The sequence below is a fragment of the Pseudoalteromonas piratica genome (assembly GCF_000788395.1).
GTDB lineage: Bacteria > Pseudomonadota > Gammaproteobacteria > Enterobacterales > Alteromonadaceae > Pseudoalteromonas > Pseudoalteromonas piratica.
The window spans coordinates 1,673,978-1,692,999 of sequence record NZ_CP009888.1 but is presented as its reverse complement, the minus strand read 5'-3'; the positions used below and the strand labels follow the sequence as shown (position 1 = coordinate 1,692,999).

Annotated in this window: 14 protein-coding genes; all 14 read right to left on the bottom strand. The window is 38.8% G+C overall.

Going from position 1 to position 19,022, the window contains the following annotated elements:
- Positions 1-6: 6 nt before the first annotated feature.
- A complete protein-coding gene (locus tag OM33_RS07745; protein WP_038640593.1) occupies positions 7-2,019 on the bottom strand; it encodes a type VI secretion system Vgr family protein in 2,013 nt (670 codons plus the stop codon).
- Between the two features lie 21 nt (positions 2,020-2,040).
- Positions 2,041-5,403, bottom strand: coding sequence for a type VI secretion protein IcmF/TssM N-terminal domain-containing protein (locus tag OM33_RS07740; RefSeq protein ID WP_038640592.1), 3,363 nt, complete (start codon positions 5,401-5,403; stop codon positions 2,041-2,043).
- Entirely contained in the window at positions 5,400-6,545 is a 1,146-nt protein-coding gene (locus OM33_RS07735) for a DotU family type IV/VI secretion system protein (protein WP_038640590.1), read from the bottom strand. Before OM33_RS07735 ends, OM33_RS07740 begins: the two co-directional genes overlap by 4 nt.
- Before the next feature lies 1 nt (position 6,546).
- Positions 6,547-7,866, bottom strand: coding sequence for a type VI secretion system baseplate subunit TssK (tssK, locus tag OM33_RS07730; RefSeq protein WP_038640588.1), 1,320 nt, complete (start codon positions 7,864-7,866; stop codon positions 6,547-6,549).
- Between the two features lie 2 nt (positions 7,867-7,868).
- On the bottom strand, positions 7,869-8,378 hold the full coding sequence (tssJ, locus tag OM33_RS07725; RefSeq protein ID WP_038640586.1) for a type VI secretion system lipoprotein TssJ: 510 nt from the start codon (positions 8,376-8,378) through the stop codon (positions 7,869-7,871).
- Positions 8,363-9,187, bottom strand: coding sequence for an FHA domain-containing protein (locus tag OM33_RS07720; protein ID WP_038640584.1), 825 nt, complete (start codon positions 9,185-9,187; stop codon positions 8,363-8,365). Before OM33_RS07720 ends, tssJ begins: the two co-directional genes overlap by 16 nt.
- A 3-nt stretch (positions 9,188-9,190) precedes the next feature.
- On the bottom strand, positions 9,191-9,904 hold the full coding sequence (locus OM33_RS07715; protein ID WP_038640583.1) for a substrate-binding periplasmic protein: 714 nt from the start codon (positions 9,902-9,904) through the stop codon (positions 9,191-9,193).
- A 6-nt stretch (positions 9,905-9,910) separates the two neighbouring features.
- Entirely contained in the window at positions 9,911-12,484 is a 2,574-nt protein-coding gene (gene tssH, locus OM33_RS07710; protein WP_038640581.1) for a type VI secretion system ATPase TssH, read from the bottom strand.
- A gap of 16 nt (positions 12,485-12,500) precedes the next feature.
- Complete coding sequence (locus OM33_RS07705; RefSeq protein WP_038640579.1) at positions 12,501-13,424, bottom strand: type VI secretion system baseplate subunit TssG; 924 nt, start codon at positions 13,422-13,424, stop codon at positions 12,501-12,503.
- A complete protein-coding gene (locus OM33_RS07700) occupies positions 13,415-15,217 on the bottom strand; it encodes a type VI secretion system baseplate subunit TssF (RefSeq protein ID WP_234402687.1) in 1,803 nt (600 codons plus the stop codon). Before OM33_RS07700 ends, OM33_RS07705 begins: the two co-directional genes overlap by 10 nt.
- Before the next feature lie 4 nt (positions 15,218-15,221).
- Entirely contained in the window at positions 15,222-15,665 is a 444-nt protein-coding gene (gene tssE / locus OM33_RS07695) for a type VI secretion system baseplate subunit TssE (RefSeq protein WP_038640575.1), read from the bottom strand.
- Complete coding sequence (locus tag OM33_RS07690; protein ID WP_052140934.1) at positions 15,666-16,946, bottom strand: type VI secretion system contractile sheath domain-containing protein; 1,281 nt, start codon at positions 16,944-16,946, stop codon at positions 15,666-15,668.
- Positions 16,947-17,048: 102 nt separating this feature from the next.
- Positions 17,049-18,521 (bottom strand): type VI secretion system contractile sheath large subunit, encoded by a 1,473-nt coding sequence (gene tssC, locus OM33_RS07685; protein ID WP_038640573.1) that lies wholly within the window; start codon positions 18,519-18,521, stop codon positions 17,049-17,051.
- Positions 18,521-19,018, bottom strand: coding sequence for a type VI secretion system contractile sheath small subunit (gene tssB / locus OM33_RS07680; RefSeq protein WP_010560612.1), 498 nt, complete (start codon positions 19,016-19,018; stop codon positions 18,521-18,523). Before tssB ends, tssC begins: the two co-directional genes overlap by 1 nt.
- Positions 19,019-19,022 lie beyond the last annotated feature (4 nt).

Here is a 19,022-nt window from a genome sequence, read left to right as displayed (position 1 = left end):
CTCAACCTAGTTTATCTTAACCAGTGCACCGGTAATTTCAGCCATCGCAGCACCACTTAATTTTGCCATTGCTGTCGAGGTGACCTGCGCTCCTGCCGTACCTTCAAGCTTAGCAATGGCTGTCGACTTAACATTTGCACCTGCTGTGCCTTCTAAATTAGCTTGCGCTGTTGCCTTGATATCAACATTCGCATTGGCACTGATTTTGGTAGATGCGTTACTTGAAGTCGTTAGATTCATCGCCGAGATTTTTGTATCTTGACTGGATTTTAACTCAATACTTGATGCATCGATTTTCACACCTGAACTGCTAATAGTAATTTTGTTACTGCCCACTTTTAGCTCTATTTGGCTATCACCCTCTAACGTGATTTTATCTGCTTTCAAGCTGTAATTATTTTTAACCGAGATGGTTTGCGAATCTTCAATGGTTGTTTTTTGCGTTTTCTTTATGGTTAATGCATCTTCAGCATTAATTAATGTTGTTGCATTATTGGCGACAGTGACTAAAAGATCTTTACCCGAAGTAAGTGATAACTTTTCTTCACCTTTCTTATCATCAAAGCAAATTTCATGAGCCGTATCTTCTGCCAGCCCCGTTTTTATTGTCGATTGTGTCGCATCTTTTTGTGCATAAGGCGGTTTTGTATTGCCATTGTAAACACTGCCAATCACTATCGGCTGGTCAATATCACCGTTAATAAAATCGACCAGAACTTCGTCGCCAATTCTTGGGATAAACTGCATTCCTGCATTAACACCCGCCGTTTGTTGCATAACACGCAAATAACAACTGGTCGACTTTGTATCACTCACATCCCATAAAAAGTGCACTTTAATACGGCCGTCTTTGTCTTGGTTAATCTCACCTTTGCTATCAAATGATCCACTATCAGCAACAACAATCGCATTCGATATGCCATTATTTTTAGGCTTTTTAGGGTATCGCGGTGTCAATGGTAGTTTAGGATCACGGCAGATTACTTTACATTCATAACTGGTGGCTAGATTTGCTTGCGTAACTTCAATCGTGTGATGGCATGCAAGCACATTGTAGTCATTTTGCCATTGTGTATTTGGGTGACTCTTGACGGATAATTTAGCCCCAACGAGAACAACATTCGCATCTGTTATCATCTCAATATTTTGCGTCTCTGCTTGGTTAGCGTCATTTAATTGCTTTACCAAGGTTGAACTATCACTGTAATCGCCTTTGTCAGTGCTTAGAGCAAAATACTCAAAGTTTTTATTATTACTTGTCGAAACAGTGGTGGAAGAGACCGTTGCAGAGCCAGACTCTGTTTTCGCTTTATCATAGTTATAGCCTGATAAAGAGATTGTCTTAGCCGTAAGCGCCTTTTGTGGCTCAAACTTACTCATTAACAAATTACTTGCTGACTTTGTTAATGCATGATCAAACTTCGCTAAATTATTAGCACTAAAAGGCGCGCTGGCATTTTGAATTACTAAGGTATGCTTACCTTCATCTTGTGTAAAATAAAATACCACACCGGCTTCAGCCATAATGCGAATCACAAAGTCATAGTCAGTTTCATTGTACTGTGTGCAGTATTCTTTTTTGGTTGAAGGCATTGCACCAAATTTATAGGCACCTTTAAACCCTGCATTATCAAAAATATCAGATAAAATATCTTTAACTGATTGTGATTGATAGATACGATAAGTGCGGCAAAATTTAAGTAGAGACAACCAAGCATTGACAGTTACTTGAAAACTACGCACCGTCTGTGCATTCGCTTCAGATTCTTTTACTTCGGTAACATACCCGTTATATTGCAATAACTTATTAGGTCGTCCTGCGACGTCTTGATACCAGCTTATTGAGAGGGTTTTACCTAGTTCATCAAACACATCTTCGCCATCAGTAACTAACTGAGCGATTACTGTAAATCCTTGATTTAAAATATCATCTACACTACAGCCACTTAACCTGTATTCTTTTCCTTGCTCCGTTTTTGCAACAAGGTAGCTTGTTTCACCTGCTATATATGTATCCATAACACTCTCTTTTAACGTTACTTATTGTAATAACGTCGATGGTATTTCTAGCTGAGCAAAAAAATGTGGATTTAAAATATTATTTTTATCATTAATACCTTTAACCGCTATATCCACACTTTGCTTATCATTGTAAGGAATACGTAATACATTGCTGTTAGTACTTGTTTGATATTCACTAATCAGGCGATAAATCCCCCAAACACCTTGGTACTCAAATTGCTTTTTCTGATTATTAAGATCGCTCAGCGTTAGCGTTAACTTACTATCTGCAAATTCTTTAGGCCAGTTAACCGTTTTGGGGATTTCAGGGCCATGAGTATAATGCAATGCGCTGTCGCCAGTTTGCAGCATAAACGCGGCTAATTCTGGTGACATGCTCTTTGCAGATAAGTTTACTGAAACCTGAAGCTCATTATTTCGTCCATAAAGGCGTTTTTGTAACTTTAAATATTGGTCAATAAACCGCTCAACATCACTGTTTAAGGTTATCACTGAGTTTTTATCGAAAATAGCCAATTGTTTAGCATTGCCGACACTCACAAAATTGCGTAATACTGTTTCATTAAATGTATTTACCGAACTCTGCGGTGCAAAATAGGTAGCCATTTCTGAGAGAGGTAAATCATTGCCTTGTCGATTAAATGGATAATAGGGGGCGACATTTTTCTGATAAGGCAATTTAACTGCATCGAGCCACGCTTGCTGTAAGTATGCAGTCACTTTATCTTGAATATGCGCAGCAGATTGCGCAAGTACCATGTCTATCAGTTGACGGACTGGCGGTTCAGAAAAGTTAGTCAGCCACAATCCAGAGAAATCATTAAAGCGAGTTTCACTGCTTAACTGATTGAAATACGTTAACCCAGGTATAACGTCATTATCTGCTTTTGCTAACCACAGCTTTAGTGCCGAGAGTTGCTTCACCAGAATTTGATATTCATTGCTAATCACTTCACGGTCACCGCTAATCAAGGTGTTCTGAGAAAATGCCTGAGCAATTTTTTCACTGATCTCATTATGCTCTTGTGCTTGCGCGATAGCGAGCGACTGTTCAGGATTGAGCAATCCACTGGCAGCGTTTGCCACTTTATCTAGCTTTTTAGCTTTAGCAGCCAACTTTTTCGGCGCTTTGGCGGCACTATCTGTTTTTTCAAAACTCGGAATATCCACCGCTGGTATAACAATATAGTTTCTTAGTGTGCTGTATAATTGCACTAGCGGCGACTTTTGTTTTTCAGTTAAAGCTGATAATACTGGGCCTAACGAAAGGTCATCAGCTAACGCTATTTGTTGGTAATATTGTCGCCAAAAGCTGATGTAGTCATTGATGTAGCGATATTTTAAATAATTTCCAATACGGGTTAACTCACGACTTGAGGGTTTCGTTTTAAAGAAACCGTGATTGTCCTTCACCAGCTTTTTCATAAAGTCTGACTCTGGTACAAAAGACAATTGTTGCATTGCTGCAGGCGTAAATAACTGAGGCACAAGAAAACTCGAACTGCTTCCGCTTACTTTAAACAAGGCTTTTTGCACTTTTTCATCGCCGAGTAACGCATTTCTAATATCGATTAATCGAGCAAAATCTGGCAGCTGTTTAACATATTTATACATCAACTGATTGGGGTCTTGTAATGCTAACTGGCTATCAACAATTGCCAATAACTCATCATTAGTTTTAATTTTACTGTAACCAAGCTGATAGTAATCATTAATTAGCGCGATAAAATTTTGCGCTTCAACTTCATCTAATACACCGCCATCATTTAAAGAATGAAGCATATAATTAATCACAACATCTTGATTTTCAGCTGCTGCAAATGACTCGTAAACATCTTTAGTGTTAATAACCTTCAAATAATCTTCCAATTCAAGGTAAACAAAAAGCTCTTCTTCTAAGTAATTCATCAGCACAGGTTCCAGCGCTAATTTTAACTGCTCTTTATACAGTGCTTGGTAGTGCGATTCCCTTTCAATGGAAGTTAAAACGGGTAAAGCAAACCATGGCTTTTTTTGTTGTTCCTTAATAAATTGAGCATAAGCAATACGCAGAACAGTTAGCGGCTCAATGATTGTGGCAGGATCGGTAATGTCATACACACTGTCGTTTAGCGACTCTCGATACTGAGCGTGAACATCACTAAATTCGGTATGTAATGATTCATTATATATAAAGGCTTTCCAACCAACCCAAGACGCGAATGCAAAGGCCGAAATACCTGTCACAAACAACATGAATTGATTCATAAAGTGCTTTATCACGCGACGCTTATTTGTGGGCGCTGAGTCGGATAATGGCAAGACTTGTGCAGCAAAGGTTTTCGTCAGTTCAACTTTGGGTTTCAAATTAGCATCTTGCAATACTGGCAGCATCGTTTGATTAATTTCAATTAAGGTATGTGCCGTTGCAAGATTAACCCGATGCTCCGTAAACTCTGATTCCACAAAATGGAAACTAGTTAATTTAAAAGGTGATTCTAGTCCATTGAAGTCCATTAAATCGGATACAAAAGACTCAATTGCAAGCTTTAAATATTGTAGCTGCATTGACCCAAGCAGTTGTTTGCGTTTGAAAGTCTCATCAATTTGCAGTGACACTTGGTGAATATTGCTAATGAAAAGTTTTTTGAATAAGGCATCACACGCTTGTGATAACGTGTTTTGAATTGTTTGCCCTTGGTCAGTCAAATCAAAGGTTAAGTCATCTAAGTCGGCTTGCAAATGCAAACTCTCAGCAAGTCCATCGAGTTTATTAATGCCACATAAAAACAAATGAAGTGGGACTTTTACCCCATTACGTATAAAAATAGTTTCGAGTTGCGATTTAAGATCCGTTAAGAAATCTTGTTTAGCTTTTTGCGAACGCTGAATCAAACTAAAGGCATCTGTTAGCAGTAATACGCCATTTAGCGCTTGCTTTGGGCGAATGTAATTAAGCCAAGCCAAAAAGTTTTCACGTGTTTGGTTTTCTGATGTTTTGAGGTGCCAAATTAACGCGCCTTTAACATGATACAACTCGATTTCAGCGGGTATATTGGCAAGACTGACACGATTAAACTGTGCAAAGTTCTCACTTACGCCATCTTCGGAAACCACCAAGTACCAAGCGGTCTTATAAAGGTTAGAGTCCAGCTTTAACTTTCGCTGCGCGCCCTGGATTAATAATGTGTACTGTTTAAACTGGTTGCGTTTATGCACGCCTCGCATCAATCGCTGATTGATACTTGGCAACAAAATAACTAAAAGACCGATAAGTGCAAAAGCAAGGCACCACACATAAAGGCCAAGTGAATATTCCATCACCGCATTTACAATAGCAACTACGATAGCGATAGTGATCAGAGTAGCCCCACTCCAGAGGCGGATTAGGGAACGATTCACTGATACTCCTTAATATAAGGGGAAACTTGGCAAATATCTGACAAAAAATCACTCGCAAGCTTTGCCTGGGTATAGCCATTTGCAATATACCCAACGCGTTGACGCTCACTATCGGCCTCAATTACCAAAGCATAGCTTTCATTACTACACTGCGTTTGCAACCTTACTGCTCGAGAAAGTTCATAAAATGCACCAATTTGAACAAAGTAACGGGTAATTGCAGTTGCTTGTTCTGGCACTATTACTTCTCTTTTGTCTATTTCAATTGGTTTTTCATCACCAACTCGTTTCTCTTGGTAACGATGCTGTTCAAGGTATTGCGTGTTTTCAATAAATACTTTCTTAGGTTGAAGTTGTTCAATGTGATTCAATGTGCTTTTAGCCATATCATCATATTCAAGGTGCTGCTTCTGATAAATTGTACCGACGTAATAATTGTAAGAAACTAAGCCAATGGCGAGTAAAACAACAATAAACAAGGAGAAAGGAACAATAGAAACGCCTTTGAATAAGCCAAAGCTGAGGTGTGAACGCAATGCTTTAGTCCGTTCTTGTTGATTGGTTTTAGGCGCTTTAAATCCTGCTAGCTCAGAAATTGCAAAATTAACATCCGCTATTATTTTGTTAAGTTGTGCGTGCTGTTGATTGTTAAACTGGCCTTTAAAGCCAAGCTGAAGAAGCAAGTAACATATTTTAATCAGCTCCAAGTGTTTTTTCGGAAACTCCATTAGTTGTTTAAGCAAACTAAAAAACGTTTCCCCACTATTTCGAATGCCAAATAGCTGACTTACAAGGGTGTTGTTCTGCCATTGAGTTGTGTCTAACGCACACTCATAACTAACGCGCTCATCAAAATAAGCGGCCCATAAGAAACATAACTTATCGAGTAAAGCTGGCGCCACATTTTCATCACGCCCACGACGTTTCAATTCTTTTAATTCGAGTACTAATTTATCGCGCAAATTATCGAGTGATTTCGCGTCATCTAACGAGCCAATCGCATCTATCATTGGCATCAATGGTAAACTTAGGCGCAATAAAGCTTCTTCCTGCCATTCAAATTCAGTCAGTAAGTCTTTAAGCGCTGTATTTTTTTCATCAACCAATGAAAACTGATTTACGGTATAACTCGCAATTTGCATATTAATTAATTAAAAATAGTTTTACGTCATCAATATAAATACGTGCATCAATATGTAATGCAAGCATCTCTTTATTTTCTAATACCTTTTGCCACAACACATCATCAATATTCACTTGAAAGTAGCTTGTAGCTGCTTGCTCTTTTAGTTCAGGGGGTGAAAAAGGTAACGCAGTGACGCTTACCCCCTGAGTGGCGTTCTTAATACATTCAACAATGCTCTTGTTACCCGCCAACTTAAAGCCCGTTTCAAACACTTCTTTGGCGATAGTCTTCTCTGAAGTGACGGCAATAATCACACGTTGCGCTTGTCTTACTTCGAGTTGCTTGATTTTTGCAAGCAACATACGACGGCTATCAAACAGAGATTTATCCCACAAATATTCGATGACATTTTGTTGTTGATTAATCGAAAGCTTATCTTTAATACGCGAAATAACTGTATGAAACTCTTTAAATAAGCTCTCAAAAGTAAGCGGAGTCCAAGGCGTACGCAGCTCAAAATCAATGCTTAACAAAGCTGCCTCGAACTGTTTTAGTTCATAGAAAAAACGGCCTAATTTGTAGTGCTGAGTTCGCTGAGTTGCTTCCAGCCAAGGTAACCAATGGTAGATAACCATCAATAGTTGCTGCTCTTTAAATAACACTGCCGCATTTTGCGTTTCGACCATTGCATTTAATCGGGTGATCAACTGATTAGCTTTCGCGTTAGCGAGGGTTTCGAGTTCTTTGATACGTTCTAATAAAATATCCGCAGCACCTAAACTGAGACAGTCAGGAATAAAAGCGCGATCAATAACCAACTCACCGTTACCGTTCACTTCCAATACTTTACCCACGGCTAATTTAACAAAGCCATCTAAGTTGTCTTGCTCTAACTGTAATGTGATATTGAGGGATGCTTGCTCAACCTCTAACTCGGCTTGCTCACTAGATGTAAAATCGAACACTTTAGTAAAGTCTGTACGATACCTAGAGGTCGCTAATTGATTATTAAAGCTATCATTGCCGATCAGCATAATTGGCACTGTGAGATAAATCATTTGGTCGATGACCCCCTCTGGGATCTCCAAGGCAATCTCACTCGCTAGTTTAAAATATTGCCCGTCAGGTAAAATGCCTTCACAGGCTTGAATTGAAAACTGACCTAGTTTTAACAATGCATCATTTATTTTTAAGCGGGTTAACCCACAATGCGGAGAAAACTCTGCCGTCGTCAAACGGCTGTAATCTTGAACAACCCCTTCTAAATGGCTATCCATTTGTTGAAAATGTTGTGGATAGAGAAATGTTCCTTCACGCCATACAATTTTATTATTCACTTTTATGATCCCCAACTGAACAGACTATCCCACCAACTCGGCTCTGATATTACATTGAAGGTTACATTAGTGCCTTGAATACCCAACCATAGAACAGTTTCTTTAGATATATCTTCAGGCAATGTGATCAACGCCGTCGCGGCACTATTTTGATAGTCAGAAAACTCAACAAGCACGGCCAAATGACGAACACCTGGTAAAAGCTCAATGGTTTTAAACTCTTCGGTAGATGGCATGACAGGATACCATCTCTGACGCTCGATTAATTGCTCAGCTAAAACAGATTTATCACTGTTAAACAAGGTAATAAAGTCGCTTTGTAAGAAGCGATCTGACTTTTCTAATTGATAAAGACGAATAGCAACAGGATTGGCCGTATTATTTGACCAATTAAGTTCACTATTTGTCTCTAGCTTTAACTGAACAGGTAACGAGAAACGTTGTAATATATCGTTACTTGAACAGCCGGTAAGCGTTAGCAATAGTATTGTAATTATTATTTTTGCATGCATTCGATTAACAGCGCTTTAAATTGTCGTTTAAAGTGGCCTTCCCTTTGCTTTCGTTGGTAATAGTTCTTATACGCAAGCCATTGCTTGTTATTCCAACGCGACGGCGGCCCAACCATATCTTCAATTATATCTGGATCGAACTCTTTAATAAATTCATCCACAATCCCATCTAACATCATAAGCAATTGTTTTTGCTGTATCCATGGATTTTGCGATACTTCTAATAGCTTATCTAATTTTTTTTCAACTGACTGTGTATTATTGCTCGATGGTATTGCAACATCTGCTTCTTGATAAGCCTGATAATCAACAAACTCATCTTCTTGTGATTGCGTGTGCTGCTCTGCAACTTGATCTAATTCACTTTCAAGATCAGCAAATATATTACTTGCATCAAACTCAACGCCAGAAACCGTGTCATAAAAGTCGGATCTCTCTTCTGTCGTCTTAGTCGGTGCAGGGCTCTGAGCTTCATCGATGGTATTATCATTTGAAAACAGCAGAGTATAACCATGAACTGCTATTACATCTCCATCATTAAGTGTCACAGAAGAGTTTGCGATTTGCGGACGCTGATTAACTGTGATCCCTTCTACCTTAATAATTAGTTTATAGCAGCTCTGTTGTTTATCTTGTTTGACACAAAAATAAACAGTGCTAATGTCCTGATTCGGTTCAACAGCCGGTAAAATAAGATCACATTCTATCGATCCCCCAAGTGCAACGCCTGACTCTCCAACGATCGCCATACGGGAAAGTAAACGAACGTCATCTGGGCACTCTGTCACTTGTAACATTGCAGAGTTCATCGCTTATTTCCTTCCATTGTGCACAATACAATTTGATGATGCAGTATTAAATGACTGTAGAAATGTTGGATGCTCATTCAAAAAAGCCTTAGAAAATAGAACCCCAAGCGCCATTTTCCCATAAAATTGGCGCGAAAACCGAGTGCTTTGCAAGTTTTGTTTTGCTAATTCATATTCGAATTCTTTTTCATCCAATAAAATTGCATCAACTTCATGGCTCACAAGCAATTTAACAAGTTCTTGAGCATTACGTGGTTTTTTTTGCACATTGTAACCACTCCGTTTAAGCGCAAGCCATTCATCAGAGCCAAAATCAGCGGCCACTTTATACTTTTGATAAAGTGGATTTGTTTGCGCTATATCTATTTTGGGACCCGTAAAATACCAATAGAGGTTTTTCGAAGCTAACGGCGTAGAAAGTTCACCAAACTCATTTCTTGATGGACTTGCCGCGACTGCAAAAATGGCGTCTAAGTTACCAGTACGAAGTCTTAACTCAACATCAACCCAATCACTAAATTCAGCGCGATAAGCTGTTTCCATTCGATTAAAAGCACATTTAATTTGACGAATTACGTCTCCTTGCACCGTGCCATTTTCAATATAGTGATAAGGAAACGCATGATGCGTTGCTAGACGGACTTTTTCCTGCCCAAATAATGTTTTTGATGATAATGCTAATAACATCAAAAACATTGAAATCAAAACTCTCTTCATTCAGGCTTATTCTACTGTAAGTTGGAAGTCCGATGCATCGGCAAGACCCGAAATGGTTACATTGCTAATTGCGTCACCATTGCTAATTCTTTCAATACACTTTTCAGCCAATAATGGCATAAGGTTGCGATTCATTATTTGTTCAATTGCACGGCCACCAATCGTTGGTTCATTCCCCTTAGCAACCACATAGTCAATAAATGATTGATCATAACTCAATGATGCACCATAAGTTTCTTCAAGCTTTTGCGCAATACGCTTTAATGAAATACCTGCAATTTGTGCCAACTCATCGGTATTTAACGCGTAATAAGGAATGATGTTGCATCGTCCGAGGAATGCTGGCTTAAAATATTCTTGCAGTGCGGGACGAATATGGTCAACTAATTCAATTAATTCGGGCCTTGATTGCTGTTCATCACAATAATCAACAATTGCACTATCTGCGGCATTGGAGGTCATAATGATTAAGGTATTGCGAAAATCAATATTTCGCCCCTCACTATCTTGGATACAGCCTTTATCAAAAATTTGATAAAAAATATCGTGCACACTTGGGTGAGCTTTTTCCATTTCATCTAGGAGTAAAACACAATATGGGTTGCGTCTAATTGCTTCAGTCAGCACACCACCTTTACCGTAGCCCACGTATCCAGCTGGAGAACCAAGCAACATAGATACTTTGTGTGCTTCTTTAAATTCAGTCATGTTAATGACTGTCATATCTTGCTCACCACCAAACAATTGATCAGCAAGGGTTAACGCTGTTTCCGATTTACCAACACCACTTGGCCCACACATAAGGAAGACACCGACAGGCTTACGTTTATCTGTAAGTCCAGCGCGCGACACTCGAATACTTTTTGCGAGTTCATGCATTGCGTGTGATTGACCAATAATACGTTGATGAAGTGAATCTTCTAAAGAAAGTAATTTTGCAACTTCATCTTTTAATAAATTACCAATTGGGATCCCTGTCCAAGCACCAATTACCTCAGCAATAGTTTGTTCATCAACAATTGCATGCACCATTGGTGACTCACCCTGCAATGCTTTTAGCTTTTCAAGTAACGCGAGGAAATCCCCTTGTTTATCACCTTTTTGAATCGCACTAAGCTCAGCCACAAGCGTTTTTTCTTGTTCCCATTGCTCTTTAATGGTTTCTAGCTCGGCTTCCAATTTTACTTTTTCAGCTTGCTTTTCACTGATTGTTGGCGATTGATTATCCAACATATCGTTTTCTTTATTTAACGAGACTAATTCGTTTTCAAGATACCTAATAGCTTGTTCTGTTTTCTCTAGCTGAGCTGGTTTTGCACTTTGGGTCAGTGCAATTCTGGCACAAGAGGTGTCTAAAATGCTGATTGCTTTGTCAGGTAATTTTCTGCTTGGAAGGTAGCGAATAGATAAATTTACTGCGGCTTCTAACGCTGCCTCAGTAATAAATACGTTATGATGCTTTTTCAGAGATTCAGCCACCCCTCTTAACATTTGCAATGCATCTGTTTCATTAGGTTCTTCAACTTTAACTACCTGGAAACGACGGGTAAGTGCAGGATCTTTCTCAAAATATTTTTTGTATTCTTCCCAAGTGGTTGCCGCAAGTGTTCTAAACTCTCCGCGCGCCAGCGCAGGTTTTAATAAGTTGGCCGCATCATTTTGACCTTCTGCACCACCTGCACCAATTAATGTATGTGCTTCATCGATAAAAACGACAATTGGCACATCCGAATTTTTAACTTCGTTAATAACGTCCTTAAGGCGATTTTCAAATTCACCTTTAACACTTGCGCCCGCTTGCAGCAGGCCCAAATCAAGCGAATGTATTTGTACACCAGCCAGTACTGGCGGTACCTCATCATTTGCAATTTTCTGCGCTAACCCTTCAACAACTGCTGTTTTACCAACGCCTGGTTCCCCGACAAAAATCGGATTATTTTGACGTTTACGGCATAAGATATCGATTGCTAAACGCACTTCATCAGAACGACCAGAAACAATGTCTAACTCACCATTTTTAGCTGCTTGGGTTAAATTAACTGTATATTTGTCTAAAGCACCATTAACCACTGAGGAAGTAACCTCAGCAGCTTGCCCTGCTGCAGGTTTATTTGCTTTGATCGATAACGATTTTATGTATTCTTTTAGACTTTCAATCGAAACGTTTGCCAACGACTTAAAGTGATGTCTGTTTAAGGATAATGGATCGGTTTGAAGTAGAGCGAGTAATAAATGTAAACCAACAACTGAGCTATGAGAAAATTCAACAGACGCAATTAACCAAGCAGACTTAATAAGCTCGATTACATCAGGGCTAATCGTTGGTTGTCCTGAATGAGTGCGTTCTAAACTCGCAAGCGCTTTATCTAATTCACTGCTTAGTGCTGCTAAATCAACTTTTTGCGATTCAAGAAACTGCTGAAGCTTTGGATCTCGACCTTGTAATAAACTTGAAAGCCAGTGCTCAACTTCGATGGCACCAACTTGTGCTTTCATCGCGTCTGCGGCAGCATACTCTAATGCATTCTTTAAGTTATTATCTAAAAAAGAAATGAGCTTTGAAATTGATATTTGTGACATAAAAATCCTTTTAGCTCTAAAGAGCCCTTACGGTTCGTTGACTGGTTCCGCGTTGAGACGCTAAGTTTGAATTAACCCCTAGCAATAACGTGTGTTGCTTATCTTTTGAAAGTGCCAAACACGATTGTTCTGAACCAGTATATTCAGCCTCAACGTTAACTACAACTTCGTGATTAACATAATGGTTACAAATTAATTTAATTGTTGATAAAACATCCACTGCAGCGCTGCTTTGCTGTTCAAGTTCAGTAAAAAATGTTGCATCATCTATCTTTACAGTAATATTCAGCTTTCGCCCAAGCTGCATAAATGACTCACCGATTATTGCCCCTTGCCCGAGTTTGCACTGACCAAGTCGCCCCCTCGCCTCTCGGGGTATGCGCTTCTTTTCCAATGTATTCAAATTAATAGCAAATTCAAATGGAAAATAATACGCAAGCAAAAGCTTCAAGTTAGCAAGGGAGTTTCCCTCTGCCCGGACGATTAATGTCGCAGGCAGCATATTTAAACCAGTATAGTGTTCGCTTAATGCTTTAAAGTAGCTTTGTTTTAATGTTTCTTGCTGCTGTAAGGTTTCGCATTGCTCGGCACGGTAAACAATAGAATTAAATGTATCGAGCTTGACTGTTTGCTTAACCAACACATCATCAAAAATTGCAATAAATCGTAAATAAGCACGGTTCGATTTAAGGTAAGCTTCTTTTAACCAATCAAGAATAAAATTAGGCAAACCACCATTGATACCAAATAACGAGGCTTGATTGGAGCGTACGACCAAGTGACTATCAGGTAGCTGAGTATATTTAATATATTTGTCGTGATACTGATTGGAAAATAAGTCTTGCTTATAGCTAATCTTCTTAACACCAAGAATACGAGCTAGACGATTAAAATGCAGTGTTGATTTTACTTTGTTAAGTGCTTTTTGCCTTAGCTGCATACTCGCTCTCCTAACTGTGCATCAAACACTTTGGTTGGCCAATTAAAACTTGTGTATGAAACCATAAGCTGGCAGCAGCGATCAAAAGCAGTTTGTGCTAAGAAGAAATCATTTAACAACTCAATAAACAAAGAGTAATCTGCATTCAACTCTGAATTATCGAGTGTAATCTCTATTTTCATACCCGGCACAAACACCATTCTACCCTCGAGTAAAAAAGGTGAATTAATCTTTTTTGCAGTCACATCATAAATAACATTTAACTCATGATGTGTTGCATTGGTATTTATAAAAAGACGTAAAAAACCTTTTAAGCTTTCCTTGGCATTCTCAACAGTAAGTAACTGAGACATATTAAAAGACAGCAGCTTCAGCATATTCCAATAATTTTGCTCATCCGTTGAGACAAGGTTCGGTTGAATCGCCACACCACCGACTGTGAATTCGCCAGCTAACGCTTCTTCCGTATTTACAATAATTTGATTGCCCACGTGGACCTTATTAGCTAAAAACGCATCAAAGCAAGTAATCTCAGAGTACGCTGTAAAACCATTTTGTAAGGTATCACTCGACTTGTTCAGAGGAAAAATAAGGTGTTTCACTTCCTGACCAGAAAGCGCTTTAATATTGCGACCTCGGCCAAGCTTAGTTGTTTGAGACCAATACAATTGTTGATTAAAATCAGTTGCTTCTTTACCTAAAATTGGCGGGATTTCAGTAGCACCCTCATTGCCAATGCGAAAAACGCGGTCAATCGAATAGACTTGAATATGAGACTGACTTGCATCGGCAATAACTGGATAAGATAGTTCTTGGTAATTAACCCGAATTGGCTCAGAAGTTTGATGAAATAAATTACTAAATAACGTCTTATTTATCTTCACTTCGAGTTTCTTTTCTTCCACTAAAGCGGAGCCAAGTTCATTCAAATAAAAGTCTAAATACACTCTCTGGCCCGGCTCAACAGCAATGTCATAAGGGTTGCGCACAATAAAAAAATGACGCTTTTCAGGAATAGAAAAGTATTCTTTTAGTTTGAAATAAATAGGAATTTCATGTTTTGCGATTGGCGAAACAATAAAGTCATTATCAATTACCAATGGTTTAAAGTTTTCACGTCCAAGTGACACAGACTGGTCTTGATTATCGATTGTAATAGCAACGTCGAGCAATGCATGGTTAATGATATCCGCAACATTTCGACCTATTGACTCATTACTAAAATGTAATTGTAAGGGTTGAGAAAGCACTTGCTTCATATCAACTTCTAAACTAATTGGATCAAGTGCAACGCGTAAACAATAAAGTGCATGCTTAGTGTCTAAATTTTCTGGGATCGCATGCTCAAAGGGGGTTTGTTCAAGTTTGAATGAGCTTATCTCAACTGGGCTAAAGGTAATTGGTAAAGAATTACACAAGGTTACTTGTGTGTTCTCATCACCTTTATTAATCACATCAATCTCAACCTCAACTTTTTTGTCAAGAAAGACGGGTTTATTAAAGTCATCTGGATTTGGTTTAAAATGCGCTTTTACAACAGTCGGCAGTGTGCGAAATAAATTGGGCGAGACTATCTGTGCAAACTCTTCGATATGCCTTGTGCGTAACGAATCAATTTGAATAGCGTTTTTAGCTGACACCCAAGCAAAACTGTCAACTAATCGTGTTACATTAGGATCTTCTTGTCCTTTGTCATTTAAATTGATGTGTTCGGCTTCTCGTCTAAAACGCTTTCGAAAACCCTCTAACCCGCTTCTGATACTCGCAAGTTCATCCTCAAAATGTTTTAACATGCGATTAATCATAATTGGTATCGTTCTCTATCATTACTGTCATTTTTGTTAGGTTGATATCAGTATCAAATTGTAATAATTCTTTTTTCCCGTTAACTGTTAACATGGCAGACACTTCAAATTTTAGCGTATTAGTTAATTTAGACTTGCTCGCCTCATCAACATAGCTGACATTAATGTCTTCTAATCGCGGTTCAAATTGCATGATTTTTGTTTTTATTCTAAGTGCAATTTGTTGCCCTGAGTTTAAACGACTAAATAGCGCCATATCTTCTAAGCCAAAACACAGGTTAGAATCGTCACTCAAACTACCATCACCTTGATGTAAACTCGCTGCTTCTGTTTTTAAAATAAGTCCAATATTGTGATGAATTGACAACACAAGTTCATCCATCGAATTTGTTTTAACTTCCTCTTGGTCGAGGTAAAAAGCACTAAAAAATGACATTTATTCAACCGCCGTAGAAAGACTAACCATACTTGCCACACGGTCGTATTGATACTGTGGTACTAAATCAATTTGGCAACTGTAGCGTTTTAATGAACCCGGTTCTTCATTTACTGTTACTTTCGCAGTGCGCAGTGGCATCCCCGCTAATGTGACTTCATCATTCACAATTGAGTTAGAACAGTATTGTTCTAACCAGTGACTGATTCTGTTTTCACAATCATGGGGTTCCATTGATGCACCAATCATTTGCCTTAGTTGTAATTTCACATAATGCGCTATGCGGCTAATCATCAGAGTAGTTTGAATAAGAAAGCGATTTTCTCCCTCTACCTCTAGTTTCACCGAATTATTAGATTGAAAAAAGTATCGATTATTTAAAGGATTGTGGAAAATAGGAATGAGCCCTAATTGGGATAAAAAAGCGGCGGTAGATGCTGATAAGTGGATTTTAAATTTTGGTGGTACCGCAGATTTTAAACCGTAATTTTTTATTGAGCTTCCACCTGATGAATCAAGTTTTCGAGATTTTAAAAAACCAAACCAACGCACGCGATTATATTCAACAATCACATTTTTTAAAAAGGTAGTTGCAGCATTACCCCATTTGTAAGTTTGCGTTTCACTCTCGTTAAACACAAACCCCGCTGGATAAAATTCATAACTTTCACGAATAGCGACTTTGTTAAACACCAAACCTAGAAAGTGGCTATTTGCGCTTTCTCTTAAGCGATGCCAAGTATCAAAATCATGATCGGTCAGTACACGGCTTACTTTTTCAAAGTCTGCAAGGTACTGCTCCCCTTGTGCTCCTAAAAAGCCATCATCCGCATCCAGAATAATTGGGCACAAACTCTTTTCACCCAATGCAGACAAGAGTTCGAGAGTGTAGAGATCATCGAACTCATTCTCATAATCAAACTCTAACGTAATATTGTGGTCAACAACAATTAAACCATAGGGCTCACCGCCTAAGGTATTAAATTCTTTATTCGCAATTAAATTGTAAAGACGGGAATGGGAGACCGAGGTTGAAATATTAAGATCTTGAGAAATTTCTTGCCACGAAATATTAAAAATACGGACTTTAATTACTTTATAGTTAACCGGCAAATTAACAAGCTCATGTAAGTTTAACCAACGTGCTTCAAGTTCTTGAAACTTTGGATTCGACATTACCTGTGAAAGCTGTTCACTAATTAAACGATCAATTTCTGCAATCAAATGACATACTAAGGCTTTTGATTGATCAATTGAGGCCGTCTGATTGCTCGGCAACACAAAGTTATCCTTGTTGTTATTCTTTTAAATCAAAAGCGAGGTACAAAATGCACCTCGCTAAATAGCAACTCACAAATGAGTTGGAGTTGCTAATAGAGTGGGTTAACCAGGTAAACTTGCAACCATACGAACTGATGTTGTAAGTTCTTCCATTTGTAACCACGGTCTTAAATGCGCTACCGCCGAGTATGCACCTGGGCGACCAGGTTGCTCAATAACAGAAATTTGCGCTTCTGCAAGCGGCGTTTTAGCACGCTCTTCATTACCCATTGCACCTGAGTTAGTGTACATAGCAATCCACTCACTCATTTGCTTTTGGATATCACTTGCTTCCATATTAGAGCCGATATTATCGCGACCCATTACTTTTAAGTAATGTGCAATTCGGCTACTTGCCATAATGTAAGGTAAACGCGCTGAAATTGCTGCATTTGCCGTTGCATCTGGGTCAGTATACTCTTTTGGCTTTTGTGTCGTTTGGCCACCAAGGAAAACGGCATAATCAGAATTTTTGTAATGAACAAGTGGTAAGAAACCTAAGTCGCTTAACTCTTTTTCACGTTCATCCGTCAGATTAACCTCTGTAGGACACTGCTGCGTAATATCGCCTGAGTCTGTTAGATAAGTCAGGTTAGGTAACGCTTCTACTTTACCGCCGTTATCCATACCACGAATTGCTGTACACCAACCATACGCTTCAAATGCGTTATTCATGTTCAACGCCATATCGTATGCAGCATTTGACCAAACAATTTCATCATTACTTGCTGGTTTTGGATTACCTGCGTTATCGTTTGCCAGCTCTTCAAAGTTAAATGACTTAATCTTTTTACCTTTAAAGCCGTACGGTAAACGAGCCATAGTACGAGGCAGTGTTAATGCGACATAACGTGCATCATCACTCTCACGGAATGAGTTCCATGACGCGTAACTTGGTGAATCAAATGCAGGTGCAATTGGTTTACCTTCACTAAACGTTGAGAAGCTGCTTAGCTCAAACATCTCTGGCGATGCTGCAGCAATGAATGGCGCATGACTTGCCGCTGCCACTTCACCCATATAACGAAGTAATGCAACGTCTTCATCAGATTGAGAAAACTCATAGTCACCTAATAGTAAACCATAAGGTTCACCACCCGCTGTACCATATTCGTGTTGGTAAAGTGAGTTAAATAGCGGGCTACGGTCAACCGCAGGTGCATCTTCAAATTGTTCTAATAACTCGTCCTTTGAGATATTAAGTAACTTCACCTTTTGAGATGTACCAAGCGCACTATTACGGATCAGTTTTTGTAAACCTAACCAAGAACCTTCCAGCTGTTGAAAGTTATCTTTTTGCATAATTTGAGATAGCTGCTCAGACATTTTTTGGTCAATGGCAGCAACCGCATTAGCGATGGTATCAGTTAGGTTTTTATCCCAAGTTACCGTTCCAGACATCGCTTCTTTGGTTAGCGATGTTAATAGCTCTTTTGTTCTATCAGGTGCAGTTTGGCTTGTTGCACTAATAGCACGGTCAAGGAATGAAAGGCTTTCACCTTCAGCTGCACCGCCTTGTTGTAATTCTTCAGACATTATTCTTCTCCCTTAACACCAAGCTCTTCCGAAAGTGAGCTAAGTGAGTCAGCACTTTGCAGAATGTCTTTTAACAATTTTTCGAAATCGCGAGAACGATCAGCCTTGCTCAGTAATTCATTTAACTGATTACGAGTTTCAAGTAATTTTTTCAGCGGCTCAATGCGTTGAACTAATGCATCTGGTTCAAAGTCTTTCATCGATTCAAATTCAAGATTCACTTCGAACTGGCTGTCATCATTTTCAATAACATTATCAACTTTTAGTGATAATTCAGGCTTGATGCGGCCAAGAACTTCATCGAAATTATCTTGATCAACTTGAATAAATTCACGATCTTCTACTTCTTTTGGATCTTCTTTATCACCTGAGAAATTACCTAATACGGCTGAAACAAAAGGAAGTTCTTTCTTCTCTGTTGCGCCATTAGTTTCTACGTCATAAGTAATACTTACTCGGTTTTTACTAACGCGCTTATGTTGCGAATTAAGTGCCATTATT

Excerpts from the sequence above, each read along its gene's own strand:
- OM33_RS07745 (WP_038640593.1), bottom strand. The coding sequence starts at position 2,019 with ATGGATACATATATAGCAGGTGAAACAAGCTACCTTGTTGCAAAAACG.
- OM33_RS07735 (WP_038640590.1), bottom strand. The coding sequence starts at position 6,545 with ATGCAAATTGCGAGTTATACCGTAAATCAGTTTTCATTGGTTGATGAA.
- tssJ (WP_038640586.1), bottom strand. The coding sequence starts at position 8,378 with ATGCATGCAAAAATAATAATTACAATACTATTGCTAACGCTTACCGGC.
- OM33_RS07720 (WP_038640584.1), bottom strand. The coding sequence starts at position 9,187 with ATGAACTCTGCAATGTTACAAGTGACAGAGTGCCCAGATGACGTTCGT.
- OM33_RS07715 (WP_038640583.1), bottom strand. The coding sequence starts at position 9,904 with ATGAAGAGAGTTTTGATTTCAATGTTTTTGATGTTATTAGCATTATCA.
- tssH (WP_038640581.1), bottom strand. The coding sequence starts at position 12,484 with ATGTCACAAATATCAATTTCAAAGCTCATTTCTTTTTTAGATAATAAC.
- OM33_RS07705 (WP_038640579.1), bottom strand. The coding sequence starts at position 13,424 with ATGCAGCTAAGGCAAAAAGCACTTAACAAAGTAAAATCAACACTGCAT.
- OM33_RS07700 (WP_234402687.1), bottom strand. The coding sequence starts at position 15,217 with ATGTTAAAACATTTTGAGGATGAACTTGCGAGTATCAGAAGCGGGTTA.
- tssE (WP_038640575.1), bottom strand. The coding sequence starts at position 15,665 with ATGTCATTTTTTAGTGCTTTTTACCTCGACCAAGAGGAAGTTAAAACA.
- tssC (WP_038640573.1), bottom strand. The coding sequence starts at position 18,521 with ATGTCTGAAGAATTACAACAAGGCGGTGCAGCTGAAGGTGAAAGCCTT.
- tssB (WP_010560612.1), bottom strand. The coding sequence starts at position 19,018 with ATGGCACTTAATTCGCAACATAAGCGCGTTAGTAAAAACCGAGTAAGT.